General features: G+C 40.0%; 15 protein-coding genes. 4 read left to right on the top strand and 11 right to left on the bottom strand.

Translation table 11 applies throughout. From position 1 onward, the window contains the following. Positions 1–24: 24 nt before the first annotated feature. Together ACYVM0_RS00885 and ACYVM0_RS00880 are read right to left on the bottom strand one after the other, a co-directional pair. On the bottom strand, positions 25–699 hold the full coding sequence (locus ACYVM0_RS00885) for a BON domain-containing protein (RefSeq protein WP_460551059.1): 675 nt from the start codon (positions 697–699) through the stop codon (positions 25–27). Positions 700–855: 156 nt separating this feature from the next. Next, a complete protein-coding gene (locus tag ACYVM0_RS00880; protein ID WP_460551056.1) occupies positions 856–1548 on the bottom strand; it encodes a dienelactone hydrolase family protein in 693 nt (230 codons plus the stop codon). A gap of 480 nt (positions 1549–2028) precedes the next feature. Here ACYVM0_RS00880 and ACYVM0_RS00875 point away from each other — a divergent pair, with 480 nt between their 5' ends. Then, complete coding sequence (locus tag ACYVM0_RS00875; RefSeq protein WP_460551053.1) at positions 2029–3219, top strand: bactofilin family protein; 1191 nt, start codon at positions 2029–2031, stop codon at positions 3217–3219. A 60-nt stretch (positions 3220–3279) separates the two neighbouring features. Beyond that, on the top strand, positions 3280–3432 hold the full coding sequence (locus ACYVM0_RS00870; RefSeq protein WP_460551050.1) for a hypothetical protein: 153 nt from the start codon (positions 3280–3282) through the stop codon (positions 3430–3432). A gap of 31 nt (positions 3433–3463) precedes the next feature. On the opposite strand, the gene ACYVM0_RS00865 is transcribed toward ACYVM0_RS00870, so the two are convergent. Continuing rightward, complete coding sequence (locus ACYVM0_RS00865) at positions 3464–4495, bottom strand: AI-2E family transporter (protein WP_460551047.1); 1032 nt, start codon at positions 4493–4495, stop codon at positions 3464–3466. 209 nt (positions 4496–4704) lie between these two features. Between ACYVM0_RS00865 and ACYVM0_RS00860 the strand changes: the two genes are divergently transcribed. Then, positions 4705–5544, top strand: coding sequence for a universal stress protein (locus ACYVM0_RS00860; RefSeq protein WP_460551044.1), 840 nt, complete (start codon positions 4705–4707; stop codon positions 5542–5544). A 17-nt stretch (positions 5545–5561) separates the two neighbouring features. Then, positions 5562–6572: a metal-dependent hydrolase gene (locus ACYVM0_RS00855; RefSeq protein ID WP_460551041.1), complete on the top strand. Its 1011-nt coding sequence runs from the start codon at positions 5562–5564 to the stop codon at positions 6570–6572. A 113-nt stretch (positions 6573–6685) separates the two neighbouring features. On the opposite strand, the gene ACYVM0_RS00850 is transcribed toward ACYVM0_RS00855, so the two are convergent. From ACYVM0_RS00850 to ACYVM0_RS00815, 8 genes are all read right to left on the bottom strand, one after another. Then, entirely contained in the window at positions 6686–7360 is a 675-nt protein-coding gene (locus ACYVM0_RS00850) for a DUF6629 family protein (protein WP_460551038.1), read from the bottom strand. Positions 7361–7653: 293 nt separating this feature from the next. Further along, entirely contained in the window at positions 7654–9807 is a 2154-nt protein-coding gene (locus ACYVM0_RS00845; RefSeq protein ID WP_460551035.1) for a glycoside hydrolase family protein, read from the bottom strand. 7 nt (positions 9808–9814) lie between these two features. Then, positions 9815–10675, bottom strand: a complete 861-nt coding sequence (locus ACYVM0_RS00840) for a glycoside hydrolase family 16 protein (RefSeq protein ID WP_460551032.1) — start codon at positions 10673–10675, stop codon at positions 9815–9817. Between the two features lie 2 nt (positions 10676–10677). Beyond that, positions 10678–13815, bottom strand: coding sequence for a beta-galactosidase, LacZ type (lacZ, locus tag ACYVM0_RS00835; protein WP_460551029.1), 3138 nt, complete (start codon positions 13813–13815; stop codon positions 10678–10680). Positions 13816–13837: 22 nt separating this feature from the next. Next, positions 13838–14842, bottom strand: coding sequence for a glycoside hydrolase family 43 protein (locus tag ACYVM0_RS00830; protein WP_460551026.1), 1005 nt, complete (start codon positions 14840–14842; stop codon positions 13838–13840). A gap of 116 nt (positions 14843–14958) precedes the next feature. Further along, positions 14959–16149, bottom strand: a complete 1191-nt coding sequence (locus tag ACYVM0_RS00825) for a galactokinase (RefSeq protein WP_460551023.1) — start codon at positions 16147–16149, stop codon at positions 14959–14961. A 3-nt stretch (positions 16150–16152) separates the two neighbouring features. After that, positions 16153–17325: a glycoside hydrolase family 88/105 protein gene (locus ACYVM0_RS00820; RefSeq protein WP_460551020.1), complete on the bottom strand. Its 1173-nt coding sequence runs from the start codon at positions 17323–17325 to the stop codon at positions 16153–16155. 19 nt (positions 17326–17344) lie between these two features. Continuing rightward, the gene (locus ACYVM0_RS00815; RefSeq protein ID WP_460551017.1) at positions 17345–19132 is read right to left on the bottom strand and encodes a RagB/SusD family nutrient uptake outer membrane protein; all 1788 of its coding nucleotides are present in this window, start codon (positions 19130–19132) and stop codon (positions 17345–17347) included. Positions 19133–19149 lie beyond the last annotated feature (17 nt).

Raw genomic sequence — 19149 nt, 5'->3', positions numbered from 1 at the left:
GTATTACAGCATAAAAAACAATCCCTATTCGGCAAATGCATATTCAGGCACTTCTATCTCCAGTTTATTTTCCACACTTGTAACACCGGGCGCATTCCATGCAGCATTTTCTGCGTCTTCTTTTTCTGCAAATGACCTTACATGCCCACGTAACACCACTTTATTACCAAAAACCTCTGCAAAAATTCTACCCGAATCAATGGTGGCATTTCTTAAAAATGCGGCGTGTATTTTTTCCTGGATATCAACCGGTGTAGTTTTAGGTTTTACGGTAATTGCATTGATCACCATACGCACACCACTTAAATTTTCAACCGCTTTTTTGGCATTGTTGCTTTGGTATCCCCAGTCCACTTCACCTTCCAGCCGCACAATACCATTTTCTACTTTAATTTTTATTTTTTCTTCCTGTACTGCTGTATGCCATTTTAATGCGTTAATCACTGCCTCTGCTATTTCTGCATCGGTTTTAATAAAGCCGGGAGATATACCAACCTGTATATCTTCTGCTATTGCTTTAACACCGGCAATTTTTTTCACAGCTTTCTCTGCTGCCAGTTTTTTGATATAATTGTCAACACGGCCCGAAAGTGTTACGATACCGTTTTTAACTGTTACACCAATTTCTGAAGCGTTTAACAAAGGTTGCCAGCTTAATTCCTCCATTACATCTTTCTGTAATTGAAAATCACTTTTCATGATTGTAAGTTTTAATGGTTAAAAATATTTTTACATAAAGAAAATCAATGCAGATACTGTTTACAATGACAGCAGTCAGAACAGACCTTAACTGTAATCACCGCAACTGCTTTATTAGTGCAAAAATGAAAACCTGTTTATGGCAGCTATTTTTTATTACCTCATTGTACTACTTTGAATGGCCTTGAATTTACCGGGCTCAGTGGCATCAGGAAGACTTTCTTCAAACCAATCTGCGGCCAGTTCACTTACTCTTTTCATCGCTCCTTTTTCTTCAAACAAGTGTGTTGCACCCTGTATCACTTCCAGTTTTTTTTCGCAGTTGAGGTACCTGCAGGCTTTATAATTCAATGTAACAAGCTGGTAATCCAAACTTCCTATGATCAGCAATGTGGGCACTTTTACCAACTGCAGGCTGTTCAAAACCAGGTCGGGCCTTCCTCCCCTTGACACCATTGCATACACACCATGCAATTGTGCAGCGGTTTTTATTGCAGCAGCAGCACCGGTACCGGCTCCGAATAAACCGACGGGATAATTATGTGCAGCCGGAAATTTTTCCAGCCACTCAACAACACCGGTAAGGCGTTCAGTCAACAGGTCTATATCAAAACGATCAGGACAATTAATATCTTCATCCATCGTAAGCAGGTCCGGCAGCAAGGTTCCGAAATTTCTTTTTTGCAGGAACTGCGCTATTACCTGGTTGCGATTGCTGCACCTGCTGCTCCCGCTTCCGTGTGCAAAAATTATAATTGCATGGGCATTTTTAGGAATTACCAGGTCTCCCCTTAATATTATTCTGCCTGCAGGGATGCTTACTTCTCTGTTAAAATGTACACTCATCATCTGATTTTTAAGGTTCTGAAATATTTGTTCCGGTTATCAAAAAAACACAGTATTAAACCTGCTGTGATATAATTACATATAGCCAATTGAAGTATGAACAAATCTATATTACTTAAAGTTTGTGCCTGATGACGATTGTCAATACAAACATTGACAGAACTCAATGACCTGCTTAATAATATTTTTTTTTGTGGTGACTACTATCACTGCTAACCTTGATGCAAGGCATTTGAAAAGACTATCAAATGAAGTTGTTTTGAATGAGCAATTTATAACCGCATAAACTTATGCGACATTATTTTACAAGAGAAGTTTCTGTAAATGAAGATGAAGCCAATAACTCTGCCCGGCAACTATCGTATCTGTGGCACAGCAAAGCAGGCCTGCAAACTGGGTTTAACAGCACCGGCAATGCAAACGCCGGCGGGCATAAATGTGGGTTAATCAGCTGAATTTTATCAACAACATAAATAATTTTTTATGAAAAAGATATTCCTTATTACTGCACTCATCACCCAATCACTTACAGGGTTTGCATTGCGGATTGAATACGGCAGCAATATTACTATCAGCAAACCCGTGTATGAGGATCTGTATATTGCTGGAGGCACTGTTACTATTAATGCACCGGTATACGGCGACCTTATTATTGCCGGTGGTACAATTCTTATAAATGATACTGTAACAAATGACATTTTACTTGCCGGCGGTACAGTAACCTTTAATGGATTTACAGGAGATGATATACGCTGTGCCGGTGGAAATATCCGCATCTCTAAAAACGTAACCGGTGATATGGTGATCACCGGTGGCAGCGTATTTATTGATAAGGACGTATCAATAGGAGGACTACTTACCAGCGGCGGCGAAATTATAATTGACGGAAATGTAAATGGCGAGATTAAAAGTGCATCCGGAAATCTTACTTTAAACGGAACTGTTGCCAAAAACATAGATTGCCGTGGAGGGAAAATTATTATTAACGGAAGTATTGGCGGTAAATCGATCCTGGTAGCGAATAATATTACTATTGGCAGCGCCGCAGCCTTTAATGATGACGTACGCTACTGGAACAAAAAAGAATACGTTGATTTCAAAAGAACTTTAAAAAATGGCAAAGCTACTTTCGATAATTCATTACGCCTTCAAACACCTGAGTGGTATTATTTGGGCAGTGCCACACTCATTGCATTACTATGGTATCTCGGAATGGCGCTATCACTCATTCTTCTTATTCAATACCTGTTTTCAAACACCATGAAAAAAGCTGCCGGTTCAGCATTTGACAACACAATGAAATCATTTGCCTCAGGTGCATTGTTCTTAATAGCATCGCCCGTTGCAGCAGCAGTGGCATTCATCACCATCATAGGTGTACCTGTAGGATTATTGTTACTGACCGGTTATTTAATATCGCTACTGCTTGCTACAATAATTACATCGGTGGTGGCCGCCAACTGGCTTAATAACCGCAACAGGCAGCAATGGGGTTATTGGCAAATGTCATTTACTGCGTTCGGTATTTTTGTCGTACTGAAATTATTCTCATCAATACCTTTTGCCGGTTGGATATGTTTGCTGTTTATGGTGTGTATTTCGTTTGGCAGTATCCTGCTCAGCATTAATCTTAAAAGCAGGAGAAAATTATTAACAATGAAACAGCCGGACTAGCACCGGGTATTTGTAGTGCCGGCCGGTTTGCACTAATCATCACTATTCAATTTTAATTTTATGACAACAATAGAAAAATCATCTGCAGATATTTTCTTTTACTGGTTAGTAATAGTATTTGCAGGTATCGTGCTGGGCAGGTATGGCAAACAGGCCATGGAATGGTTCCTAATAAAACTATATGAGTTTTTTATAAAGGGGAATACCTGGTAATTGAACAATTGCGGACAATCATTGCCAATTGTTATTTGCGGCTCAGCAGTAAATTAAGTGGTTTCCATTCTTCTATATTATCGCTGATGATTTTAAGAATGGATACAAAGGGAATGAATAACACCATACCGGCAACACCCCAGATAATACCACCGGCAATCATAGCGATAAGCATGGCCATAGTACTTACATGTAATTGTGTACCTACTGCTTTGGGATAAATTACATTGGCTTCAAGATATTGTACAAAACTAAACATTGCAATAAGGCCAAGCGGATACCATATATTGCCGGTCTGCATCCATATCATTGATACCGGCAGCGAAGCACTAACAAAAGTACCGATGTAAGGGAAGATGGTCATAATAGCACAAACCATTCCAAAAAGTACGGGCTGCTTTACCCCAAAAAAAAATAAGCCCAAGCTGTTAAGAGTACCTACAACAAGATATACCGTAATCATACCCTTGATATAATTGAAATAGGTTTTAATTACCTGGTGTAAGATACTATCGAATTTTTGTTTATACTTTTCAGCAATCAGCAATCGCAGGCTTTGAACAAATATTTTGCGGTGATAAAGAAATAGCGCTGTATATACCGGTGTAAGAAAAAGCATAAACACAGTATTCACTGCATTTTGAACCGCAGATTTAATAAAGGGAATTGCAGAGGTGGAAAGATTGTTTTCCAGTATGCTTTGCTCTTTTGTATTGATCCCAAGCCCTTCACTGAGCCATGCCTGCATTTGCAGTACAACAGCATCCAGCTTTTTTAAAATTACCGGGGCATCTTTACTAAACATATTCAGCTGCCATGCCAGTATAAAAAAGAGGCCTGCAAACAATAACCCGACAATTAGTAAGCCGGCTGATATAGAAAATACTTTATGCCATCCATGATCTTCCAGCCATTTACAAACAGGATACATGATCATGGCAATAAGCAATCCTAAAAACAAGGGAACAAGTAATGTTTTTCCAAAGTACAATAGTACCGTTACCAGGATAATCCCCTGCAGGTATTTAAGAACAGGATAAGATGCTGTAGTTTTATCCGTCATATCTTTTACAGGCAAAATGTAAAAATAAAGTCACCTAAAGTATGACGATGATAGCTCCGGCAAATGACAATTATCATTGCAGAAAAAATAATTAATTACAATCAGCATCGCAGCTAATTACAATCATAGTAAAACCACGTTCCGGATCATAGCTTTGAAAACTACCAATACTGCATTTACTGTTTTTTGCAACATTAAAATAAAAAACAATGAAAAAGATAATCGCCGCATTCGACGGCCTTAAATACTCAGAAAGTACTAAAGAATATGCCATACAAATTGCAAAACTTACCGGGGCACACCTGGTAGGTGTATTTATGGATGATTCACTATACACCAGCTATACAATTTACGATCTTATTGTTAAAGACGGCGTGTCTGAAGCCGAATTCAAAAAGGCTGAAATGAAAGATCGCAATACCCGTGCTGCTGCAGCGGCAAATTTTGAAAAAGCCTGTCAGAAAGCAGGTATCGAATACACTGTTCACCATGACAGGAATATTGCCCTGCAGGAATTGAAGCACGAAAGCATATATGCCGACCTGCTGATGATTGATGCCAGCGAAACACTATCGCACTATACAGAAAAATTACCAACACGTTTTATCCGCGACCTTTTAAGCGATGTGCAATGTCCTGTACTGGTTGTTCCCAAAAAATACAAGCCTATTAATAAAGTGGTGATTTTGTATGATGGGGCACCTTCATCTGTGTATGCTGTAAAAATGTTCAGTTATTTATTACCAAGACTACAGGAATTTACTATAGATGTTATTTCAGTTAATCCACCGGATTCTACATTGCATATGCCTGATAATAAATTAATGAAAGAATTCATGAAGAATCATTTCCCCAAAGCGAAATATATAGTAAGAAAAGGCTGGGCCGAAGAAGAAATTGTAAAGTACCTGAAAGAACTGCAAGAGAATGCATTGATCGTACTTGGGGCATACAACAGGGGCGCAATCAGTCGTTGGTTCAGGGAAAGTATGGCCGATACACTACTGAAAAATATTAAGCTGCCTTTATTTATTGCGCACAACAAATAACTACTAAATAAAAGCCCTTGGATTCTCTTACTCATATAGCGCTTGGTGTATGCATGGGAGAAGCCATTTTAGGTAAACCGTTAGGCAAAAAAGCAATGTTGTGGGGTGCGCTGGCACAAAGCATTCCCGATATAGATTTTATAACTTCATTCTGGATGAGTACCTCTTCCGGATTACTGGCACACCGCGGATTTACACATTCTTTTTTGTTTTGTTTTTTAATCACACCTTTGTTTGCATTGCTTGCAGAGCGCCTGCATCGTCCGCATAACATAAAACTATACAAATGGATGTTGTTTTTTGGAGGCGTAATTTTTATTCATATTTTTATTGATGCCTTTAATAACTATGGCGTTGGATGGTTTGAGCCATTCTCTCATTACAGAATATCTTTCAATGCAATTTTTGTTGCCGACCCGTTTTTTTCCCTGTGGCCCGGTATTGCCTGTATTGCGCTGATCTATTTAAGGCGTTGGCATCCTTACCGGAAGCGCTGGTGGCGTACAGGCCTTTGGTTGAGTGGCTTGTATTTAGTGTATTGCCTGGGCAATAAATTTAAAATCGACAACACCGTTCAACACATCTTTCAAAAACAGCAGGTTAATTATTCAAGGTATTTTACCACTCCTGCCCCTTTTCAAAACTGGCTGTGGTACGTAGTAGCCGGTAATGATAGCGGTTACTATGTTGGCTTTATATCTGTTTTTGACAGCAAAAAGCAAATCGACTTTTCCTATTTTCCAAGAAATGATTCTTTACTGAAATCTTTACCACTGCAGGAAGACCTCCAACACCTCATTCGTTTTTCTAAACAGTTTTATACTGTTGAAAAATGGAATGATACACTTGTCTTCAACGATCTCCGTTTCGGACAAATACAAGGCTGGCAATCTCCCCGGGGAAAATTTGTATTCCATTATTTTTTACAGCATCCTGGTGATAATACACTGGTGGTACAACGCGGCCGCTTTGAGGGATGGAATGCAGCGACATTAAAATTTTTATGGCACCGTATCAAAGGTAATTAAGCTACACAATTCATTACAGCAAATAAGCGACTAATTTACAGTTACACAATAATACTGTTTTCTGATATGACTTTGCAGGTCTGACCTGATACAACATAACCCCATACCCGAATTTATGTACTGAGCACAATTTTATTTTTACCCGCAAATGAAACCTGCTGTTTTGTAAGAATATATAAAATTACGATGCTGATAACAGCAGCAAAAAAGCACCATACTGAAATGAGATAACCTGAATAAAATATTTTAGTAAAAAAATATGATATCGTTATCAGCCATCCCAATAAGGGCATTCTTTTAACGCTTGAAATAAAGGCAGGAAAAACGGTAGGTATAAAATAAAAGACCCCGCTGATCCAGCTCAATGCCATTGGAAAACTCAGCGAATAATCAATATGAAAGGAATTGATCTCTGCCTTAACAGTATAGTGCAGCAAACAATAAGCCAGGTAGCCCCCCGTTCCTATTCCCATCCACATGATAGCTGACAATATTTTCTTTCGTGCAGCATTTTTTTCAATTAATATTATCGAAAGCGGAACCCAGACCGGCCAAACCACCTGGGCAAAAATTAAAAACACATGCGAAGAGTAATCAATCCATTGCCGGTAACTACTGTTGGTAAGCGAAAGCCATACAAAACCTTCGGAAAATTGCTGAATAGAAAATAACAGCGGAATAGATGCAAAGGGTATTTGTTTGTAATGTCGTACTTTTTTTAACGAAAGCAAGCCCACAACACAAAGAGCCGTTCCGGCGCCAAAACTGGCAGTTGCAGAAAAACACATACAATACAGTTTAGGTAGTTACAAAAAACTATACTGTAAAGCAAACACTTTTTCCTTCTTAAACCGGTAACGATAATCCTGTCTTTGATGACTATTGTCATCGTTCTTTTATAATTTACTATTGCCGTATAACTTACAAACGGCTAATACAGACTGCTTCCTGTTTGACTATCCCTAAGACTTATATGTACAGGCGCATTATTTTATTTCCGTTTACATTTCTCTTTACCGTCATTTAATTCAGCAGTAATGCATAATAAAATAGCCGCAGTAATTTTTGCAACTATAACAGTTCAATTAACTGTAACCGGCTTTATGCCTTTATGTGTAGGTTGTACCTGTTTAATACTTCCGTCTGCATTAAATTCCAGTTTATCAATACATACTTCACGATTGTAGCCTGCTGCCCTGCCCATATTAATACCATTGGGATAATTGAAACGATGGTACACAATATACCATTCATCAGTGCCGGGAATTTGCAGGATGGAATTATGGCCGGTGGCATAAATACCAGCTGCAGTATCTTTTGCTATCACCAGATTATTGGCAGCAATAGTAATACTGCCATCGGGCGAATCAGCTGTTCCGTAACGAACCTTATAATTTTCACTCCTCGTATCATCTTCTGACCAAAGGAAATAATATTTTCCGTTCCTGTAAAACACCGTGGTGCCTTCCCTGAATGATTTGTCGGGTGTAATTATTTTTAAAGTGCCTGCTTTAATTGAAACCAGGTCTTCATTTAATTCGGCGCAAGCCATATACATGTTACCCCAATACAAATAAGTTTTACCACTCTTAGGGTCAGTGAAAATATCAGGATCAATCTGCTGCCCGCCGGTAATGCCTTCGGGGTATTTATCTACCAACGGTTTTCCTGTATCTGTAAACGGGCCAGCCGGGTCATCAGCTACTGCTACACCAATTTTTTGTGCGGCAGTGAAATAGAAAAAATATTTGTATTTACCATCGGTCTTTTTTTCAAGAATGCAGGGCGCCCATGCATTTTTCTTAGCCCAACTCACTCCTTTATCCAGGTCCAGGATAACGCCTTCATCTTTCCAGTGTACTAAATCAGGAGAAGAAAATGTTTTAAAATAAGTACCCGACCAGTTGGTAAATCCATCGCTGGTAGGATAGATATAGAATTTTTTATTTTTTTCTGAATACATTATATCCGGATCGGCATAATAACCGTCTAATACCGGGTTATGATTTTCTGTTACTGCAACTTTCCATTGTTGCGGTTGCTGTCCTTTTATTGTAACATTATATTGTACAGTTGATGTTGTAAAGTTTTGCGGAGCCGCCGGCTTAACATTGATACCAGGCAAATTTGTAAATGCCGGATCAAATGCATTCAATTTTGTACCTGGTTTTACAGAGAGGTATAATACTTTATTGGCCGTATCAATTTTTGTATTGAGTTTTTTTATTGCAGCCGCATGTGCAGAACTCATCACATCTGTTGCTGTTCCCCATTTACTTTCTAACCGCTCTGCCTCTGCCTGGGTAATTGAAATTATTGTTCCATGCCGTGGATGAAAGTTCATTGATACATCCTGGTCAATCACCGCAAAATGTTGCAGGTCTTTTGTTTTGGTAAACTGGTAGCGGCCGCTGGTATACATATCGTACATCAGTATAAATCCGTTGCCGTCGTTCAGCTTAAATGTACCGGCACCTTCTACCGGGCTTTTTGTTTGCTGTACATAGGCTGCACTTTGCATCACATAACCAGCGGTAAGCTTGTCTGACACAGCAATTTTAATTCCGGGCTGGCGGTCTTCGGTTTTAAAAAACAGGTAGTATTGGCCATCCTTCTCCGCAATATCGCCATCAATGCATGCGGCGTTATCCGGGCTTACAAATAATTGTTTGGGTACGGTTTCCAGATCGGTGAATGATTCATTTGCATAAGCATAATAAATTTTATCCGGATCTTTTCCATGCTTCATAGAAAAGTAGACCATGTATTTTTTTGCTGCCGCATCGTAAATAGTTTGTGGCGCCCACACCCTGAGTAAACTATCATTGCCAGGAAATCTTTTTTGAATATTTACTACCGCAGATGTCCAGTTGATCAGGTCTGTTGATTTGAGCAATACCATTGCCCGGTTAGAACTCCAGCCCAATGCCGAAACCATATCAGTAGCCACCATGTAAAATGTTTTGCCATCTGCACCACGCAAAATATGCGGATCTCTTACCCCGCCGGTAGAACTGATCTGCAAAGAAGAAATAACGGGTTCATTATTATTCAATGCCCGGTAATTATAACCATCAGTACTTATTGCAAAACGAATAGCTTCATCCGCTTTACTGTTCCCGGTAAAATAGGTAAACAGGTAGGCCGAATATTTTTGTGCAGTTGCCGCCGAAAGATTAATAAAAACAAAAACCAATAATAAGCCTGCTTTTTTTAGCATCGATAAATTTTGCATAACCGCTTTATTTTTTCTGGTATACTCTTACGTAATCTACTTCAAATTTCCGGGGAAAAGAAGTTTGTGAAGGATCGCCGCCATTCATGCCGCCCATTGCTAAATTAAGCAACATATAGTGCGGTTGTTTAAACGGATTAAAATTGCTGCCGTCTTTATTTACCAGCAAGTCAAGATTGGTTTTATTCAGCAATTGCTCATCGCAATACAACGCAATGTACTCTTCCGTCCAATCCATTCGCCAGGTGTGAAATTGATTGGCCCATGCGGTGCCACCCAATGAATCGGTTTTAAAAGTATTGCTGTACCATTGGGCTTTATGGTTATTACCCAGGCAGGCAATGTTGGCCAGTAATTTACCACGATAATACTCCATGATATCAATTTCACCATTACCCGGCCAGCCTTTGTCAACACCCAACGTCCACCAGGCAGGCCACATGCCTTTGCTGATGTCTATTTTTGCCCGCATTTCAAAACGGCCATACTGCCATTGCTGTTTGCCTCTTGTTAAAACACAGGAAGAAGTGTACTCAATATTTTGTCTTTTCTTTCTCCAGTCGTTAGTGCCCTCTGTATAACGAGGATTGGGTTTTTGTTCCCTCTTTGCCTCAATCACCAGTGAACCGTTGATACAATTGGCATTTTCAGGCTGGTACCATTGCAATTCTTCGTTGCGTACAAAACCATTTTCATAGTTCCAGTTGCTGGTATCGGGCCTGCCGTCTTTATTAAATTCATCTGCCCAAACTAATGTATAGCCATCTTTGCCGGAAGCCACTTTATTGGTTCCTGCAAGATGATGATTACAGGAACTGGTGATGCAGGCAGCAACAACTGCCGTTACAATTATAAATCGGGATTGCATTTTTATTTATCTAAAAGTTTAATGGTGTAACTATAACTATATTTTTTATCCAGCAAGCGATATTGTTCATGCGGCAATGCGCCCCAGCTATTATCGCCACCCACACCTCTTTGCTTGTAATCAATTTGTACATATACATTTTGATCGGGAGGCAGGTCTGTCGGATGTTGTTGTTTTTTGGTCATGCCCGGGTCAAGGCTTTCTTCAGAATGATTGATGGCACTGAAACATATCGGCTGAATGCCTTCTACCATGATGCCGGTACCTTTATCATTGGTTAAAGAAAACCATCTTACATCAGTTTTATAACCACTTTCCTGGGGGCGAATATAACCATTGCAATATTGATTCTTTACATTATCTGCATACAAACCCATAAATGCCGATTCATTTCTATCGCTGTAATTTTCCCATGGGCCGCGGCCATAGTAGGTAAGGCTGTCAAACATTGGTGGTAATTGCATACGCATACCAAAGCGGGGTAATTCAGGCAGGTCTCTTCCCGTCATGTCCATAGCGGCCGTTACCTTAATGCTACCATCGTTCTGTATAAGATATTCAATAGTGTAGGGAACAGCAATGCCCGTTAATTCATAATCTATCTTCACGCTTACGCCTTCTGCATTTTGTTCTGCAACAGTAATGTTTTTTACTTTCTTATTCTGATGTGCAGAACGCCAGATACCTAAGCTATTTTGCATATTGTTACCAAAATCATTGTCGGTAGGGGCACGCCAGAAATATGGTTCGGGAAATCTATTTAACTGCATACCGTCTTTTACTTTGTAATTTCTTATACTGCCGCTTTTCAGATCAATTTCGCCGCTGGTGTTACCCGATTGAAAACTCAGTTTAGTGTCATCTTTTTTTATTTGCAGCGTACCGGTAAGTGTATTGCTCTTTGCAAAATAATCACCGGCAGATTTAAATTGCTCTGTTGCAATTTCATGCCCTGCAGCAACAAGCTCAGTTGCTTTTTTTGTAGTAGCAATGATGTTTACATAAAACTCTGTTCCTTCCACAGATTTTATCATGGGTATTGCCAATGTGATATCCTTTTGCTGATGCGGCGCCAATTCCACCGTAAAATTTTCTTCCTTCATTTTTTCGCCATTGCGGATCAGTTGCCATTTAAAATTGTATTGATCAAGATTGGTAAAGTCGAATAAATTTTTAACCGTAACCACTCCTTTTGCAATATCAGCAGAAGAGAAATAAATATTCTGGTATACTTTCTTTACTTCATTTAAACCGGGATGAATGGTTCTGTTGGCAGCGATCAATCCATTTGAACAAAAGTTTTCATCATTGTGTAAATTGTAACTTCCCAGGTCGCCGCCATAACCCCAGTACGTGTTACCACTGGCATTGGTTTGCTTATATCCCTGGTCAACCCAATCCCAGATAAAACCACCCTGCATCTTCGGGCTATTCATTATAATATCGTAATACTCCCTGAAATTTCCATTGCTGTTGCCCATGGCATGTGAATATTCGCACATGATGTAAGGCCTTGTTTTTTTATCGTCATCAGCATAACGTTTCATGCTGCGTACATCTGGATACATCGGGCAAACGATATCGGTATTCCAGTCTTCACCGGCCTGTTCAAATTGCACCGGCCTGCTGCTGTCTCTTTGTTTCAACCATTTATATCCGTCATGAAAAACAGGACCATTACCACATTCATTACCCATACTCCAGATTATTACTGATGGATGGTTTTTATCCCTTTCCAGCATTCTTCTTTGCCTGTCTAAATGCGCTGCTGCCCATTCCGGCAAATACGCCACATGTTTGGTTTTATCGAACCAGCCTTGTAGCTCTGCTCCCATACCATGACTTTCGATATTGGCTTCATCCACTAAATACAAACCATACTTATCGCATAGTTTATACCACAACGGATCGTTGGGGTAATGCGAACAACGCACGGCATTAATGTTGTACTGCTTCATCAGCTGAATATCTTTCAGCATTAATGAAGTATTGGGTACATGGCCATTTACATCATCATGCTCATGGCGATTAACACCACGTACATAAGTGGCTACACCATTAACCAGTAGCCGGGAATTTTTAATTTCAATTTTCCTGAAACCTATTTTAGCCCCGGTATAAGTTCCCGTAACAATTCCCTTTCCGTTTGAATGGGTAATGATGCAATCGTACAGGTCAGGAGATTCTGCACTCCATTTTAATGGATTATTTACCGTACCTGAAAAAGAGATGCTTTGCATACTGTCTTTGCCCAGGTTATAATCTTTCTTTTGCGTAAATACCTTGTTACCATTTTTATCCAGCACATCAATAGTTACAAAACCGGTAGCAGAAAAATTACCAGCAAATTTTCTCAGGTCAACTGTTGCGCTGAACAGTCCATCTTTATATTGATTATCCAGGTCGCCCTTCAGGAAAAAGTCCCACACAGTAAGTTTAGGTAAGGCATATAAAAAAACATCTCTTTCAATGCCGCTGATGCGCCAGAAATCCTGGTCTTCTAAATAACTGCCATCACTCCAGCGAAAAACCTGTACCGCTAAAAGATTGGTTCCTTTTTTTAAATATTTTGTCACATCAAACTCTGCAGGTGTTTTTGCAGCTTTGCTCATGCCCACTTTTTGTCCGTTTACATACACAAATGCACAACCCGTGATAGAACCAAAATGTAAAATAACTTCCTGGCCTTCCCAGTTTTTGGGAACAGTAAATTCTTTCCGGTAAGTCCCTACGGGATTATTTTCGCCGATAAATGGCGGATTTTTGGGAAACGGGTAAACGATATTGGTATATATCGGCGTACCAAACCCCTGTAATTCCCAGTTAGATGGAACGGTAATATCATTCCATTTTGCGGTATTCAGGTCGGTGCGATAAAAATCTGTTATCCTGCCGGCATATTTTTCTGCATATACAAATTTCCATTTGCCATTTAAAGACTGATGGAATGGTGAACGGCTGTAATCATCTGCAATAACATCTTTTGCAGATTCAAACAACATGAAGGAAGCATGGGGTGCTTCTTTATTTACTTCATATAACTTTGGATTTTCCCAATCGTTATTTACAGCTTGCGAAAAGGCTGTTGCTGTTAAAAATAATACCCCTGTTAAAAATGCCGGAACTGCTTTGCTGAACATCTTGTTTATTTGTAAGGTTGATTTAATTATTCTTCTTTTTATTTTTTAATTCTTTTATACTCCATTCATCTTTCCATTCGGCCACAGGCTTTTCATTTTTAAAATTGATGGGCAGCCATATATACCGGCTGTCTTTAAGATCGGCAGGATTCCATTTATCTGCAATAAAAATGAATTGTTCCTTTTTATTCTCCACAGGCAATACAAAGGTAGATTGCCCGTCAAATGTAATAGCTGCATTGGGGCCGCTCATCGGGTTGTCATCTGATTCTACCCAGGGGCCAAAAAGATTGGTTGCAGTATGTAAAGATGCTTTATTCGGTTTCCACCCTGTACATCCGCTGGTGATAAGGTAATAAGTGTTATTCTTTTTAAATACCGCCGGCGCTTCCCTGTGTTTACTGAACAACATGGTATCTGCCGCAGTTACAGAAAGAAAATCATCTGTAAGCCTGGCTATCCGCAGATCATAATTTTCTCTTGATGAATAAATGAGATAGGCTGCGCCATTATCATCTTCGTATAATGTCATATCTCTCGACATATTTCCATTGGGCCTGAAGCTGCTGATAAATTTGTAAGGCCCTGTAACCTGGTCACTCACAGCAACTGCTGCCCTTGCTGCGCTGTATCCCTTGCCTCTTAACTCCAGGTGAAACCACAGCACAAACTTTTTTGTCAGGGCATTGTATAAAACTTTAGGACGTTCCATCACGCAGCCCATGGCGATATCACTTGCAGAATCGTTACGGTCCTGTGCCAGTGCCAGCGCTTCAAATTTCCAGTGGTATAAATCTGTTGACGAGTACACATTTACTCCTTCGGATGCAGAGCGGCCACGCTTTTCGCCAAACCAATAATATGTTCCGTTATGAAATATTATAGCGCCGCCATGTGCGTTAATAACTTCGCCTTTATCATCACGCCATACCGTACCCGGCTTTATGGTATCCGCTTGCTGGGCCATTAAAGGCTGCCCGCTGATCAATAAAAATAACAGGTATACGATGGATATCTTTTTTTTCATTTTATTTCTTTTACATAAAAATAAATACCCGCTGTGGAAACAGCAGGCCTTCAATCAACTGCTATCGATTGCTATTATAAGACGTTTGTATTTTTGCTTTGTAGTGCCGTTGTTCCTTAAGGTAAAACATGAGCGTATTTTTTTTGAGTAACCAGTTCTGTGCCGTTTTCTATTGCCACTACATAATGGGTTAGCTCTAATCCGGTTGCTGCCTGGTAAGCCGGTTGTATTGCTGCCACCAGTTTTTCTATTTCTGTTTCTTTTACAAGATTAATGGTACAACCTCCAAATCCGCCCCCCATCATTCTTGCTCCAATTACTGCTGTATTATTTTTTACATAGTCCACTAAAAAATCAAGTTCTTTGCAACTCACTTCATATTGATGACTGAGCCCTTCATGTGTTTCAAACATCTTTTTTCCCAACGCCGTTATATCGCCTTTTTTAAGATCGTTACAGGCCTGCAACAAACGGTTGTTTTCATCCACCACATATTTGCAACGCCGGTATATCAGTTTATCTTTTGGCAACACATATTTATCAAGCATATCCACCGTTACATCACGTAATGCTTTTACCTGGGGCACATACTGCTGCACCCAGCTTACCCCCTGCTCACATTGCTTGCGGCGGGTGTTATATTCCGATGATGATAACTGGTGTTTTACATTAGTGTTCAATAAAAGAATTTTATACCCGTGAAGATCAAGGGGTACATACTCGTACAATAAACTGCGGCAATCCAGGTTGATCACATGGTCTTTCTTTCCAAACAAAGAAGTAAACATATCCATCACGCCACAATTAACGCCTGCAAATTCATGCTCTGCTTTTTGAGCAATATGCGCCATCTCTGCCTTTGTAAGTTGCAAGGCAAATAGTTCGTTTAATGCAAAAGCTGTTGCACATTCCACTGCTGCAGATGACGATAAACCTGCCCCGATAGGAATATCAGCATCTATCAATAAATTGAATCCCTGTAAGGCTGCTCCTGTTTTTTGTAACTGGTCAACAGTTCCTAAAATATAATTGGGCCAATGCTTAGCTGATTTTTCAATTTTATTGATATCCACTTCGTGATGTTCCTTAAACCCTTCGGCATATAAAGAAATGAGCGTATCATTTCTTTTGGCAATGGCCACATAAGCCGATTTATCAATTGCAGCCGGCAATACAAAACCATCATTATAATCAGTGTGTTCTCCGATAATATTAATGCGGCCCGGCGAGCGAACAATTACCGGCTCATCAGTAATATTGAATACACTGCAAAAGCGTTCCGTTATTTTTTGTTCATCCCATTTCATGTTTTACAGTTTTGAATTTTCTAACCTGTACATTTCACATGCAGCCAATAAAAATGCGCCTACGCCAAAATTTGCTGTTGAATTTTTATCAACCACCTGGCCGGCAATGGCTCTTTCGCCGATAGGTTGTACATAACCAATTTTTCCATCAGCCTGCAGTGCAATATTTTTTAAATACTGCCAGCCTTTAATTGCCACAGGCAAAAATTCTTTTTTATCAAGGTATCCGTTATTGATACCCCACAAATAACCATAGGTAAAAAAAGCAGTACCACTGGTTTCATACCCGGGAGCTTGTGCGGCATCCATAATACTCCTTGTCCAATACCCTTCCCGCTGCTGAAATTTCTTTAACGCTGCTGCCATGCCTTTAAACCTGGTAATATAGTCACCGCGGTGTGTATCACCGGCAGGCAGGTCTTTTAAAACTTTTGCCAGGGCAGCAAATACCCACCCATTTCCTCTTGCCCAAAAATCTTTTTTCCCGCTTGTTGTTTTATGAAGGGGATAAACATATTTGGCATCACGGTAATAAATTTTTTCAACGCTATCGTACATAATACTGTTAGCATAAGTATAGTACTCATACAGCTTATCCAAATATTTTTTCTCCCCGGTAAGCTTATACATTTTCACCATCACTGGCATTACCATATACAATCCATCTGCCCACCACCAGTATTTATTTTCATTGGTACTGATCTCATACCCCATCACTTCTTTTGCACGGGCTACTTTTTTTTCTCCCGGTTCCAGGTTATTTAAATCGATATAGGTCTGAAAACAGATCTGCCAGTCGCCAAACAAAACATACTCCGGTTTTTCTCCGTAGCTAAATTTCCATGCGGCTTTATCAGGAGAAGTGGCGCCCATCCAGTTATTCTTTTCGGCCCAGGCGGTTGAATATTTTTTAAAAGCTTCATTTTTTGTAAGTGCATACACTTCCATATTACCGGTATGATAAGCTGCATTATCCCAGAACGCATTGCCATGATTGGGATTTGCAGTTTGCCAGTACGTATTTACAGTATCAATGATCGCCAATATTTCCACGGCAGCTTTTTGTGAAACCGTTTTGTTTTTTTGCGACGAGCTGCAGGCACCTGCCAGTGACAGTATCACCAGCAGGCGGATTACAGTTCCTGACTTATTAATATGGCCAAAGCTCCTCTTCACAATAATTCCTGGTTATTATTTACCATCCGGGATTTTGTTTCATTGCAGGCATTTTTTGTATTTCTGCATCAGGTATCGGCAATAAATACATTTCGGGACGGAAGCTATGCAAACGTATAGATTGCATCCTGTCGTAAATATAAGTGCCGGCTGAAGTTTTTGTAATGCGCATTACTTTATTGTACTGGTTGGCTACTGTCATCGCTATCTTCCAGCGGCGGATATCATGCCAGCGAAGGTCTTCAAATGCCAGTTCAATACGCCTTTCATTGCGGATCACTTCTCTCATTTCTGCCTGTGTCATATTCGCTTTCAATCCATATAAATTATCCGCACCACGGTCAATACCTGCCCTTTGCCTCAGCTGTACCAGTTTAGGATAAGCCAGGGCAGTCTGCCCTGTTTCATTGATAGCTTCTGCATAGTTCAGCAAAATTTCGGCATAACGTATCAATGGCCAAGCCCTGTTCGTGTTAGGGCTACTGTTAGCACTGATATTTTCATCGCACATTTTACGGCTGAAATAACCGGTGGTGGTACCTACATTAAAAGCATCGGCAGTTTGTGTAGGTGCAGGTATGGTTCCTGTACCATTAATGAAAGTATACACCGGCTGTTTGTTATTGGTGGTGGTGGTAAAATAAGTAGCACCGTTGTAGATAATGGAATAATTAAAGCGGGGATCACGGTTCACATAAGGATTGGAAGGGTTATAACCTGAAGCTGCATTAACCGTACCATCAGCATTAAAAGGTTGTAAACCATTTTTCATAGGAAAAGCATCTACCAGGTCCTGTGTAGGCATAGAATATTTTGCCCCGCCTCTTGAAGGTGGATTATAAAATCCCTCAAAGTCTTTATTGGCGGGCCTGTAATAACCAAAAATGTATTCGTCTTTTGTTGCAGGCAATAATGTTCTTTGTAAAAACACATTGTAAAAACCATAACCCGGCGCAGTTGTACTATCTACATACAATGCAAACTGATTGCTGTTGATAACTGCATTGGCAGCATCTGCTGCAGCCTGCCAGTAACTTACATTATAAGTGGGATAACTCACCAGCGGCGTAAGCTCAGCATTTGTTGATATAGAGCCGCCGTTAAACAACGGACTTGCGGCATACAATAATATTCTTGATTTAAGTGCCAGGCAAGCGCCTTTTGTAATGCGGCCAAAATCAAGACTGTTGTTATACGTATCGGGTAACAACGCTGCTGCTGCATCCAGTTCATCACTGATATATTTTACCGTATTCGCAAATGTTGCCCTTGGCAGATTGATGATATCATCTTTACCATATACATTATCGCCTACCAATGGCAAGCCGCCAAAACATACCATCAGTTGTGAGTAATACCAGGCACGTAAAAAACGTGTTTCTCCTTTTACTCTTGTCTGCAGTTCGGCAGATAATGGCGTTACAGGCAGTTTAGACAACAACAGGTTGGCACGCCTGATATTGGCATAAGGCGTATTCCAGAAATCGAGCAGGATGTTTACTGAATTGTAAATGGTTGGTGAAATAGAGCCATTGTATAAAACCACGGCAGCCTGTGCAGTACCGCTGAAATTATATTCCGCATCATCTGTAGCCTGCTCGGTATTACCATGAGAACTCCAGCGGCCTTTATTAAAACTGAAAGCAATATCCGAATAGATGCCGGTTAAGAAAGCCATGGTTCTGACACTATCAGAAAACACCTGTGTTTCGTCGAGTGTTATAGCACTGCCATCTAAAAAGCTGCTTGATTTTTTACAAGCCGTAAAGCCTGCAATGATCAATAGTATGATTAAATATTTTTTCATTACTGTATTATTTAATG

This window comes from Ferruginibacter profundus (assembly GCF_054783275.1).
This window is presented reverse-complemented; position numbering and strand designations above follow the sequence as displayed.

Coding starts and splice junctions, on each gene's coding strand:
- ACYVM0_RS00860 (WP_460551044.1), top strand. CDS start 4,705: ATGAAAAAGATAATCGCCGCATTCGACGGCCTTAAATACTCAGAAAGT.
- ACYVM0_RS00850 (WP_460551038.1), bottom strand. CDS start 7,360: ATGTGTTTTTCTGCAACTGCCAGTTTTGGCGCCGGAACGGCTCTTTGT.
- ACYVM0_RS00825 (WP_460551023.1), bottom strand. CDS start 16,149: ATGAAATGGGATGAACAAAAAATAACGGAACGCTTTTGCAGTGTATTC.
- ACYVM0_RS00815 (WP_460551017.1), bottom strand. CDS start 19,132: ATGAAAAAATATTTAATCATACTATTGATCATTGCAGGCTTTACGGCT.
- ACYVM0_RS00880 (WP_460551056.1), bottom strand. CDS start 1,548: ATGATGAGTGTACATTTTAACAGAGAAGTAAGCATCCCTGCAGGCAGA.
- lacZ (WP_460551029.1), bottom strand. CDS start 13,815: ATGTTCAGCAAAGCAGTTCCGGCATTTTTAACAGGGGTATTATTTTTA.
- ACYVM0_RS00875 (WP_460551053.1), top strand. CDS start 2,029: ATGAAAAAGATATTCCTTATTACTGCACTCATCACCCAATCACTTACA.
- ACYVM0_RS00885 (WP_460551059.1), bottom strand. CDS start 699: ATGAAAAGTGATTTTCAATTACAGAAAGATGTAATGGAGGAATTAAGC.
- ACYVM0_RS00870 (WP_460551050.1), top strand. CDS start 3,280: ATGACAACAATAGAAAAATCATCTGCAGATATTTTCTTTTACTGGTTA.
- ACYVM0_RS00845 (WP_460551035.1), bottom strand. CDS start 9,807: ATGCAAAATTTATCGATGCTAAAAAAAGCAGGCTTATTATTGGTTTTT.
- ACYVM0_RS00865 (WP_460551047.1), bottom strand. CDS start 4,495: ATGACGGATAAAACTACAGCATCTTATCCTGTTCTTAAATACCTGCAG.
- ACYVM0_RS00830 (WP_460551026.1), bottom strand. CDS start 14,842: ATGAAAAAAAAGATATCCATCGTATACCTGTTATTTTTATTGATCAGC.
- ACYVM0_RS00840 (WP_460551032.1), bottom strand. CDS start 10,675: ATGCAATCCCGATTTATAATTGTAACGGCAGTTGTTGCTGCCTGCATC.